The sequence below is a fragment of the Streptomyces sp. JH002 genome (genome assembly GCF_050916115.1).
Lineage (GTDB): Bacteria > Actinomycetota > Actinomycetes > Streptomycetales > Streptomycetaceae > Streptomyces > Streptomyces xiamenensis.
In genome coordinates this window covers 5,151,304-5,162,131 of the sequence record NZ_CP087989.1, presented here as the reverse complement: position 1 = coordinate 5,162,131, position 10,828 = coordinate 5,151,304, and the positions used below count along the sequence as shown (strand labels likewise).

The 10,828-nt window shown below is 71.0% G+C and carries 9 protein-coding genes and 1 pseudogene; 6 read left to right on the top strand and 4 right to left on the bottom strand.

The window, feature by feature from the left end; all coding sequences use genetic code 11:
- Positions 1-39: 39 nt before the first annotated feature.
- Both H7827_RS23725 and ybaK read left to right on the top strand, forming a co-directional pair.
- Complete coding sequence (locus H7827_RS23725) at positions 40-831, top strand: LON peptidase substrate-binding domain-containing protein (RefSeq protein ID WP_200367923.1); 792 nt, start codon at positions 40-42, stop codon at positions 829-831.
- A 10-nt stretch (positions 832-841) separates the two neighbouring features.
- Positions 842-1,342, top strand: coding sequence for a Cys-tRNA(Pro) deacylase (gene ybaK, locus H7827_RS23720; protein WP_200367922.1), 501 nt, complete (start codon positions 842-844; stop codon positions 1,340-1,342).
- Positions 1,343-1,366: 24 nt separating this feature from the next.
- Here the strand turns inward: ybaK and H7827_RS23715 are convergent, their stop codons facing one another.
- Positions 1,367-2,026, bottom strand: a complete 660-nt coding sequence (locus H7827_RS23715; RefSeq protein WP_386541158.1) for an ABC transporter permease — start codon at positions 2,024-2,026, stop codon at positions 1,367-1,369.
- Positions 2,027-2,249: 223 nt separating this feature from the next.
- Here H7827_RS23715 and H7827_RS23710 point away from each other — a divergent pair, with 223 nt between their 5' ends.
- Positions 2,250-2,669, top strand: coding sequence for a VOC family protein (locus H7827_RS23710; RefSeq protein WP_432747281.1), 420 nt, complete (start codon positions 2,250-2,252; stop codon positions 2,667-2,669).
- 15 nt (positions 2,670-2,684) lie between these two features.
- On the opposite strand, the gene H7827_RS23705 is transcribed toward H7827_RS23710, so the two are convergent.
- The 3 genes and pseudogenes from H7827_RS23705 to H7827_RS23695 all read right to left on the bottom strand — a co-directional run bounded on the left by H7827_RS23705 (position 2,685) and on the right by H7827_RS23695 (position 5,761).
- Positions 2,685-3,629: an ABC transporter permease gene (locus H7827_RS23705; RefSeq protein ID WP_432748046.1), complete on the bottom strand. Its 945-nt coding sequence runs from the start codon at positions 3,627-3,629 to the stop codon at positions 2,685-2,687.
- Positions 3,630-3,838: 209 nt separating this feature from the next.
- A pseudogene (locus H7827_RS23700) lies at positions 3,839-4,345 on the bottom strand (ABC transporter ATP-binding protein); the annotation flags it as partial.
- A 234-nt stretch (positions 4,346-4,579) separates the two neighbouring features.
- Positions 4,580-5,761, bottom strand: a complete 1,182-nt coding sequence (locus H7827_RS23695; protein ID WP_432747280.1) for an NYN domain-containing protein — start codon at positions 5,759-5,761, stop codon at positions 4,580-4,582.
- A 200-nt stretch (positions 5,762-5,961) separates the two neighbouring features.
- Between H7827_RS23695 and H7827_RS23690 the strand changes: the two genes are divergently transcribed.
- From H7827_RS23690 to dnaE, 3 genes are all read left to right on the top strand, one after another.
- On the top strand, positions 5,962-6,114 hold the full coding sequence (locus tag H7827_RS23690; protein WP_200367913.1) for a hypothetical protein: 153 nt from the start codon (positions 5,962-5,964) through the stop codon (positions 6,112-6,114).
- Between the two features lie 592 nt (positions 6,115-6,706).
- Complete coding sequence (locus H7827_RS23685) at positions 6,707-7,063, top strand: DUF4333 domain-containing protein (RefSeq protein WP_432747279.1); 357 nt, start codon at positions 6,707-6,709, stop codon at positions 7,061-7,063.
- A gap of 200 nt (positions 7,064-7,263) precedes the next feature.
- Complete coding sequence (gene dnaE, locus H7827_RS23680; RefSeq protein WP_432747278.1) at positions 7,264-10,815, top strand: DNA polymerase III subunit alpha; 3,552 nt, start codon at positions 7,264-7,266, stop codon at positions 10,813-10,815.
- Positions 10,816-10,828: the final 13 nt, after the last annotated feature.

Here is a 10,828-nt window from a genome sequence, read left to right as displayed (position 1 = left end):
CCGTTGCGGGGGGCCACACAGCCAGTAGGCTGGCCGGTCGTGACCACCACGCGCCTGCCACTGTTTCCGCTCAACACCGTGCTCTTCCCCGGGCTCGTGCTGCCGCTGAACGTCTTCGAGGCGCGCTACCGGGCCCTGATGCGGGATCTGCTGGACCTCCCCGAGGACGGTCCACGGCCGTTCGGGGTGGTCGCGATCAGGGACGGACACGAGGTGGCGCCCAGCGCCATCGGACTGCCCGAGCCCGACGCGCCGCTGCCGGAGGCCGGGCCCGGAGCGGGCTTCGCCGCCGATCCGATGGACTCCTTCCACGGGGTCGGCTGCATCGCGGACGCCTCCACCATCCGGCCGCGCGCGGCCTCGGCGGCGGCCGTGCTCGCCGAGGAGGGCGAGCCGGAGGCGGCCGCCGACGGCTACGAGGTGCTGGCCACCGGAACAACGCGGTTCCGGCTGCTGTCCGTGGAGAGCACCGGGCCGTATCTCACGGCCGAGGTGGAGACCCTGCCCGAGGACCCCGGCGAGGGCGCCGGCGCCCTGGCCTCCGGGGTGCTGCGGGCGTTCCGCGGCTACCAGAAGGAGCTGGCGGGCGCCAACGAACGCACCCTGGCCTCCGGTCAGGAGCTGCCCGAGGACCCCTCGGTCGTCTCGTACCTGGTGGCGGCGGCCACCGTCATGTACACCTCGGACAAACAGCGGCTGCTCCAGGCCAAGGACACCGCGACCCGGCTGGCGGAGGAGCTGAAAATCCTGCGCCGTGAGACCACCCTGATCAGTAGGCTGCCCTCGGTTCCGGGCGCCGAGTACACGCTGCGCCCCACCAGCATGAACTGAGAGGCCGGCGGTGGCGAAGAAGAAGCAGCGGACGGGCGGGGGCGGCACTCCGGCCACGGTGGCGGCCACCGGGGCGGGCGTACGGTTCACCCTGCACGCCTACGACCACGATCCCGGCTCCTCCTCGTACGGCGAGGAGGCGGTCCGGGCGCTGGGCAACGATCCCCGGCAGGTGTTCAAGACGCTGGTCGCCGACGTGGACGGGGCGCTGACCGTGGCGGTGGTGCCGGTCGCCGGTTCCCTCGACCTCAAGGCCCTGGCGGCGGCGGTCGGCGGCAAGCGCGCGGCGATGGCCGATCCGGCGGCGGCGGAGCGCACCACCGGCTACGTACGGGGCGGCATCTCGCCGCTGGGCCAGCGCAAGCGGCTGCCCACCGTGCTGGACGCCTCCGCCACCGCGTACGGGACGGTCTTCGTCTCGGCCGGCCGGCGCGGTCTGGAGATCGAGCTGGCCCCGGCCGATCTGATCGCCCTCACCTCAGCGGTGACGGCCCCGATCGGCAAGGACTGAGACCGCCCGGCGGGGCCGCACCCGTCAGGCGGAGGGCCCGGACGGCTTGGACGGCCACTGCGGCACCGTCCGCCCCGGCGCCGGCAGCGGATCGCGCGGACCCCACAGCGCGGTGCACAGCAGATGGGCCCCGACCGCGCCGAACGGCAGGCCCACCAGGACGCCCTTCGCCTCCAGCTTGAGCGGCCCGTCGAAGACCACGCCCTCCCCCACCCGGCGTGCGTGCGCCACCAGGTCCTGCTCGGGCCCCAGCCACATGCCGACGCGCCAGGCGAGGAAAGCGCCGGCCAGCGCGCCGGCCGCGAGCCCGAGCACCTCGGCGATCCCGCCCTTGCGCCGCCGCAGCAAGAAGACCAGCGCCCCGGCGACCGCCCCCACCGCGAGGCCGGTCAGCAGAAACGTCCCGTCAATCGCGATGGACTGCTGCCCCTCGGAGTTCTGGAGCATCACCGCACGGCCGTTGGACACCACGGGGACCCGGGGCGCCAGCAGCGGCCACAGCGCGCCGAGCGCCAGCCCGGCCAGTACGGCGACGGGGAGCGCCACCAGCAGCGCGGTCCCTGTCTCCCGGCCCCACTGCGGGCGCGCACGCTCCGGCGAGGGCTGGGCGGGAACCGACCAGGGGTCATGGCCGCCGCCCATGGCGGGCGAGCGGTGGTCCTCGGAAGGCTGGGGCGCGATCACCCCAACATCTTGCCAGCACCGGCCACCTGTTCGGGCATCGGTAGGACCGTTCGGATGTATGAGCGGATCATCGACACCGTGGCAAGGGTCGCCCGACCGAGACCCGGTCCGACTCCCGCCCCAGGGCCGGCGCCCGAGGCGCCCGTCCCGACCGCTCACTAGGCTCACGGCGCGGCAACGGCAACGACACCGACACCGACACCGACACCGACAGGAGCACCTCATGTCCGAGGCGGTCGACCCCACCCCCCACCTGCGCATCGCCCGCCCCTCCCGGGACCTCGGCGCGGCGGAGCGCTTCTGGCACGACGGCCTCGGGTTCCAGGTGCTGTACCGGCAGGCCGCCGACGGCACACCCGCCCACCGCCACCACCTGCTCATGCTCGGCCGCCCGGACGCCTCCTGGCACCTGGAGCTCGTGCAGGACCCGCTGGCCATCGTGGAGCCCCGGCCCACCCCCGAGGGCCTGCTGGTTCTCTACCTGGGCACGCCCGTCCCCGACTCCCTGGTGAACCGGCTCGAAGATCACGGCGGCCGACGCGTCCGGGCGCACAATCCGTACTGGGACAAGTGGGGCGTCACTGTCCAGGACCCCGACGGCTATCGGCTGGTGCTGTCCACCCGGAACTGGTCCAACGGCTGAACAGCGGGCACCGGGTCAGAACGCCCGGCTGATGGCGGCCCGCCGGTAGGCCCAGGTCGCCAGGGTCAGCGCCAGCGCCCCCACCGCCGCGCACACCCCGAGGTTCGCGACCACCGACCCCCAGTCCGGCCCCGGCCGCAGCACCTCGGCCAGCGCCTCCACCCCGTAGGTGGACGGCAGCAGCTCGCGCAGCCACCGCACCGGCTCCGGCATCCGCCCGGCCGGCAGCACGCCCAGCAGCAGCGCCGCCGACATGCCCAGCTGCCCGCACAGGGTGGCCAGCTCGGGCCGGGGCGCCAGCAGTCCGAGCGCCGCCCCGAGCCCCGCCAGCGCGGCCCCGGCCAGCGGGATCACCGCCAGCAGCACCCACAGCCCGCCCAGCGGCAACTGGAACAGCACACTGCCGGAGACCGCCGTGACGATCACCCCCGGCACCGTGAACGAGGCGTACGCCGCCGCCGTCCCCAGCGCCACCGAGGCGGCCGGCACCGGCAGCGTCGCGTAGTGGTCGATGCCGCCGCTCGCGCGCAGCTGCCCGAAGTGCTGGGCCAGCAGGTTCAGCGCGACGAACGCCACCACCAGCACCGAGGAGCCCGCCACGACCGCCCGCGCCTCGTCCCCGGTGCCGCCGTCGACCACCCCGCGCATCAGGATCATGATCCCGATGGACTGGAAGGTGGCCACGAACAGCAGCGGGATCCTGGCCACCCGCGCCCGCGACAGCTGCGCGACGTAGACGGCCCGCAGCGAGGGCCACAGCCGTACGGCGGGGGCCAGCGGATGGGGAACGGCAGCGCTCACGCCCGTACCAGCCCGTCCCCCTGGCCGCCCAGCGCGAGGTAGACGTCCTCGAGCGTGGGGGTGGCCAGGGTGAAGTCGTCGAGGGCGGCGAACGCCGGCCCGGTGGTCACCTCGGTCACGGCCGCCCGCGCCCGCTCGGGGGGCAGCCGCAGTGTCCAGCGCCGCCCGGCCTCCACGGCCCCGGGGCGCAGCGCGGCGATGGCCGGCACCCACAGCGGCGGCTCGTCGCGCCACACCAGGTCCAGCCGCACCTCGTCCCCCACCAGGGCCTTCAGCCCGCCGGGGGTGTCGCAGGCGATGACCCGGCCCGCGTCGAGGACGGCGACCCGGTCGAGTACGGTCTCCGCCTCGATCACGTTGTGGGTCACCAGGACCACGGTGGTCCCGTGCTCCGCGCGCCGCCGGTCGATGGCGGCCCACACCGCGCGCCGGGCGACGGGGTCCATGCCGGTGGTGGGCTCGTCCAGGACGAGGACGGGGCGGCCGGCCACCAGGGCGGTGGCCACGCAGGCCAGCCGGCGCTGCCCGCCGGAGAGCTTCTTGAGCGGCCGCCCGGCGATGGGCCCCAGGCCCAGCTCCTCGATGACGGCGTCCCGTTCCCGCCGCGCCGCCGCGGTGTCCAGCCCGCGCAGCCGTGCGGTGGTCTCGGCGGCCAGCGCCACGGTCAGTTCGTCCAGCGCGCTGGATTCCTGCCCCAGGTACGCCAGCAGCCGGGCGGCGCGCCGCGGGTGCCGCACCAGGTCGTGTCCCAGCAGTTCGATACTCCCGGCGTCGGGTCGCAGGAGTCCGGTGAGCTGTCGTACGAGGGTGGTCTTGCCGGCCCCGTTGGGCCCCAGCAGGCCGAAGATCTCCCCGGCCGTGACGTCGAGGTCCACGCCGTCGCTGGCCACCACCGGGGCGCCCCGGGAGCGCCGCCAGCCGCGCGGCGCCGGGTAGGTCTTGACGAGCCCGCGCACGGTCAGCGCGGTCACAGCATCACCGCTGTCCGCCGCTGTCTGCTGAACGCCGGACTTCGACCGCCCGACCCATGCGGTAATGGGGCCCACAGCCCCTGACCCTACGTGGCGCCCGCCGTCGGCCGGGACCCGGGGCCTTCTTCGGGGCGGGCCTCAGGATTCGGGGCCCGCGGCGCGGACCGTGTCCGTCCGTTCGTCGATCTCCCGCCAGAACCCGGCCCGGATCGCGTACCGGTCCCGTTCGTCGATCTGGTCGTCCTTGTGCGCCAGCAGTCCGAAGCGGGCCGCGTAGCGCAGCAGCTCGCCGTCGATGCGGTGCGGGATGCGCGGGTAGTCGGCGGACAGGGCCGACAGCTGTGCGAACGGTTTTGTGCCGCCGAGCCGTTCCGCCCAGCGGCGGGCGAAGACCTGGCCGACCTCGAAGGGGTCACCGCTGACCGCCGTGATGTCCTCCTCCCGGTCGGCCCAGCGCTGCTCGGCGGTCGTCAGGTGCGACAGCATCGGCAGTGCCGCCGTCTCCGGCGACTCCTCGGGGCCGCGCTCCACCCATCCGCGGTCGGAGGACCAGCGCAGCGTGGCGGAGGCCGGGGGTGCCTGCGCGGGGCGGCCCAGCGAGGCGAGGTCCTTGGGGGTGGGCACTTTTCCCACCGGCTCGGTCTCGGTGGCGGTGGCGCACGGCTCGGTGCTCACGGCGGCGGTGGTGGCCCGCACCTGTTCGCCGTTCTTGGCCTGGGCCGGCGGGGCGGAGAGGATCGCGGCGATCTCGGGCCTCGGCTGCGGCTGGGCCTCCTTCACCCGGATGGCCCTGGTGATCCAGGCGCGGTCGAGCACCCGTCGTTCGTCCGCCTCGGCGACGAGGTCCTCGGACTGGTTGTAGTCGCCGTCGGCGGCCTGGACGGCCCACAGGTGCACGGCGACCCCGTGTTCCTTTGCGGAGACCAGGCCCGGGAGCAGATCGCCGTCGCCCGTGATGAGCACGATGTCGGCGCAGGCCCGGTTCCGCGCCAGTTCGGTGAGTTCGGCGTGCATGGCGGCGTCCACGCCCTTCTGCGCCCACCGTCCGTCGCTGCGGGTGAGGGCGCCCAGCCGTACGGTGACACGGGGCATGACGCGAAGTCGCCGGTGTTCGGGCTGCGGGACCCGGTCCGGGGCACCGTCGAACCAGTAGATGCGCAGCAGATCGCATCCGGTGTCCGCCTCCGCGCCCTCCCGCAGCCCTTGGATGAGGGCGGTGTGGTCCACGCTGATGCGAGGTCGGGAGGGTTCACCGGCCAGGAGGCTCGCGGCGGCCCCGAGCAGATACCCGGCATCGACCAGGACGACGCAGCGGTCCACGTGGCACCTCTTTCACCGAGCCGTTTTCTGGAGTCTGCCCGACCGCGTCACCGTTATCAGCCTGAACTCGATCATCGGCGTGGCGAGTCGGACAGGAACCGGTCATACAGGGGACATCGCGCAACCTGCCCGAAATGCGAAGTCTGTACGATCATGCGAATCTGATCGCGCCCACTGATTCCCGCAGCCTGGAGGCGATCATGAGCAAGAAGAAACGCGGCCGCGATCAGCAGCAGCCCAGAAGCGGACGCTCCGGCGACGACGAACGCCGCATGAACGAACGCGAGCAGCAGCAGATACGCGAGCAGTCCGAGGCCCCCTCCGGCAAACCCCGCCGCTTCGGCCACAACTGACCACAGCACGAGGGCGCACCCCCGCCGGGGTGCGCCCTCGCTGTGTGCGCGATTCCGTCGCCGCTCAGTCGGAGAATCCGTGCCGTTCGTGCGCCGCCGCGAACGTACGTGCCTGGGACAGCTCCGAGGGAACGGAAGGGAGCGCCGGTGCACCCTGATGCACCTGGTCCCACGCCTCGTACACACACCGCGTGCGATCGTCGAACGCGGTCCCCGGGAAATACTCGGCCAGCGCCCGTATCACCGCACCACGCGAGACATGTGCCTCACGCAGAAGAAATACGGCCTTCTCAATCATTCTGGCTTCCACGGCATTCCACCCCTCAAGCGGGCTATTCACTCCACATCGAAGGTAACGCCGCCAATTGCTCATTCGGGCAAAGCAGTTTCCTTTTCCGGTAAAGGCGATCTCATGATCCGATCAAGACCGGAACATCCTTCTCACCACGCCACGAACGCCACGGCCGTCGCCCGCTGAACGCCGCCGCGCGCAGGCGATCTCCCGGGAGCGACACCGGCGCGAAAATCTCGACATCATCTCGCTTCAGGCCGCCGTCGAACCGGAGCACCGGCGACCCGCGTCCGTCCCCGCATGTCACGCACACACGAGCAGACCGTCAGGCGGCACATCCCACGGCGCACCCGGGTGGGCACGGGCACGGCCCTGGCGACCCTGTCACTGCTCCTGGCCACCGGCTGCTCCGGCGGCGAACCCGTGGTGGACAAGGACGAGGTGGCCGCACAGGCGTCCGCGGCGCTGGAGGAGCGGGTCGGTCAGGCCCCCGACGACCTCACCTGCGCCGAGGACCTCCCCGCCAAGGTCGGGGCGAGCATCCGCTGCGAGCTGACGGCGGGCGGCCGGACCTACGGCGTGACCATCACCACGACCTCGGCCGAGGGGAACAACGCCGAGTTCGACATCCTGGTCGACGACGAGCCCACGCAATAGACCCGCTCCCGGGCCCGCCCGCCCGGGGCGCGGGGAGGGCGGGCGCCGGGCGCCGCGCGCGCCGGCCCCACCCCCTCACCGGGACCGGATTTCCCACACACCTTCACCCACGTCACCCACCGGCCCACCGGCCTCATCGCGTTAGGGTGGGGAACCCCCACACCCCCCTGAGCCCCACCCCGCGAGGAGTCCCTACCACCGTGGCCGACAACTTCGTTCACCTGCATGTTCACACCGAGTACTCGATGCTCGACGGGGCCGCGAAGAACGGCAAACTGTTCGCCGAAGTCGAACGCCAGGGGATGCCCGCCGTCGCGATGAGCGACCACGGCAACATGTTCGGGGCCTACGAATTCTTCAGCACCGCGAGCAAGACCGGCGTCAAGCCGATCATCGGCATCGAGGCGTACGTCGCGCCCGAGTCCCGCTTCCACAAGAAGCAGGTCTTCTGGGGCGGCAGCGGACGCGGCCAGGACGCCAGCGGCGAGGGCGGCAAGGACGTCTCCGGCGGTGGCCGCTACACCCACATGACCATGTGGGCGCAGAACGCCCAGGGGCTGCGCAACCTCTTCCGGCTCTCCTCCCTCGCCTCCTTCGAGGGCTACTACATGAAGCCCCGCATGGACCGCGAGCTGATCTCCCAGCACGCCACCGGCATCATCGCCACCACCGGCTGCCCCTCCGGCGAGGTGCAGACCCGGCTCCGGCTCGGCCAGTACGACGAGGCCGTCAAGGCCGCCGCCACCTACCAGGACATCTTCGGGAAAGAGAACTACTTCCTGGAACTGATGGACCACGGCCTGGACATCGAACGCACCGTCCGCGAGGACCTGCTGCGCATCGCCAAGCAGCTGAACATCCCGCTGCTGGCCACCAACGACTCGCACTACGTCACCGAGGACCAGGCGGACGACCACGACAGCCTGCTGTGCGTGGGCGTGGGCAAGAACAAGGCGGACACCAACCGCTTCAAGTTCAACGGCACCGGCTACTACATCAAGACCTCCGCCGAGATGCGGCAGCTGTTCTCCGAACTCCCCGAGGCCTGCGACAACACCCTGCTGATCGCCGAGCGCGTCGAGTCGTACAAGGAGGTGTTCGCCTACGAGGACCAGATGCCGCAGTTCGACGTCCCCGCGGGCGAGACCCAGGCCAGCTGGCTGCGCAAGGAGTGCGAGCGCGGCATCAAGGAGCGCTACGGCGACAACCCCGAGCCCGAGGTGCTGGAGCGCCTGGAGACCGAGCTGTCGGTCATCACCCCGATGGGCTTCGACTCCTACTTCCTCGTGGTCTCCGACATCTGCAAGTACGGCCGCGACAACGGCGTCCCCGTCGGCCCGGGACGAGGCTCGGCGGCCGGCTCCCTCGTCGCGTACCTGACCCGCATCACCGACGTCGACCCGCTCAAGCACGGCCTGCTCTTCGAGCGGTTCCTCAACCCCGAGCGCATCAACCCCCCGGATGTCGACCTCGACTTCGACGACCGCCAGCGCGATGTCATGGTGCGCTACCTCACCGACAAGTACGGCGAGGCCTACACCGCCCAGGTCAACACCTTCGGCACCATCAAGGCGAAGGCGGCCGTCAAGGACGCCAACCGCATCCTCGGCTTCCCCTTCTCCATGGGCGACCGCATCACCAAGGCGATGCCGCCGGATGTCATGGGCAAGGGCATCCCGCTGTCCGGCATCTTCGACCCGGAACACCCCCGGTACTCCGAGGCCGCCGAGATCCGCTCGATGTACGAGAACGAGCCCGACGTCAAGAAGGTCATCGACACCGCGCGCGGCATCGAGGGCCTCACCCGCGGCACGGGCGTGCACGCCGCCGCCGTCATCCTCTCCCGCACCCCGCTCCTCGACCTCATCCCGATGCACAAGCGGGACCGCGACGGCACCATCATCACCGGCTTCTCGTATCCCGACTGCGAGGAGATGGGCCTGATCAAGATGGACTTCCTGGGTCTTCGGAACCTGGGCATCATCGATCACGCCATCAAGATCATCAAAGAGAACCGCGGCATCGATGTCGACACCAGCACCATCGAACTGGACGACAAACCCACCTACGAACTCCTCGCCCGCGGCGACACCCTCGGCGTCTTCCAGCTCGACGGCACGGCCATGCGCTCCCTGCTGCGCCTGATGCAGCCCGACCGCTTCGACGACATCTCCGCCGTCCTCGCCCTCTACCGCCCCGGCCCGATGGGCGTCGACTCGCACACCAACTACGCGCTGCGCAAGATCGGCCGCCAGGAGATCACCCCGATCCACCCGGAGCTGGAGAAGCCGCTGGAGGAGATCCTCAACCCGACCTACGGCCTCATCGTCTACCAGGAGCAGGTGCAGAAGGCCGCCCAGATCCTGGCCGGCTACAGCCTGGGCCAGGCCGACCTGCTGCGCCGCGCCATGGGCAAGAAGAAGCCCGAGGTCCTCGCCAAGGAGTTCATCCCCTTCCAGCAGGGCTGCCGCGAGCGCGGCTACTCGGACGAGGCGATCCAGGCCGTGTGGGACGTGCTGGTCCCCTTCTCCGGGTACGCGTTCAACAAGTCGCACACCGTCGCGTACGGCATGGTCGCGTACTGGACCGCCTACCTGAAGGCCAACTTCCCCGCCGAGTACATGGCGGCCCTGCTCACCTCCGTCGACAACGACAAGGACAAGACCGCCATCTACCTGGCGGAGTGCCGCCGCCTGGGCATCAAGATCCTCTCCCCCGACGTCAACGAGTCCGTCGCCGACTTCTCCGCCATCGGCGAGGACGTCCGCTTCGGCCTCCAGTCCATCCGCAACGTGGGCGCCAACGTCATCGAATCCCTGGTCAGCACCCGCAAGTCCAAGGGCAAGTACACCTCCTTCGCCGACTTCCTCGACAAGTCCGAGATCGTGGTGTGCAACAAGCGCACCATCGACTCCCTCATCAAGGCCGGCTCCTTCGACTCCCTGGGCCACACCCGCAAGGGCCTGTGCGACATCCACGAGACCGCCGTGGACGCCGTCATCCCCGTCAAGAAGCAGCAGGCCATCGGCCAGGACGACCTCTTCGGCTCCATCGACACCGGCGACGACATCCCGACCATCGGTCTGGACTTCGAGGTCAGCGACCAGGAGTGGAACCGCAAGGCCAAGCTCTCCCTCGAACGCGAGATGCTCGGCCTGTACGTCTCCTCGCACCCCCTGGACGGCGCCGAGCACATCCTGGCCCGCAGCCGCGACACCTCCATCGCCGAGCTGCTCGCCTCCGGCCGCACCGAGGGCGAGACCAAGATCGCCGGACTGATCACCGGCATCGACCGCCGCCTCAACAAGCAGGGCGACCCGTGGGCCATCGTCACCATCGCCGACCGGGACGCCAGCTGCGAGGTGCTGTTCTTCCCCAAGTCGTACGCCCTCGTCCAGCACGAGCTGATCGACGACAACGTGCTCTCGGTCCGCGGCCGCATCAACGAGCGCGACGGGACCATCAGCATCTTCGGCCAGGAGATCACCGCCCTGGACATCTCCTCGGCCGAGCACGGCGGCAAACCCCCGGTGCTGCTCGTCCTCCCCGAGCACCGGATCAACGGCCGCGCCGTCCGTGAGCTCAAGCGCACCCTCAAGGCCCACCCCGGGGACTCCCCGGTCCGCCTCAAGGTCGAGGGCCGGCAGAAGACGACGATCTTCGAGCTCGGCTTCCTGGTGAACCCGGACAACATCGCCTCGGACATCAAGGGCGGATTCGGCCCCTCCGCCTGGGCCGGTATCGCGTTGTGACGGTCACCTCCGT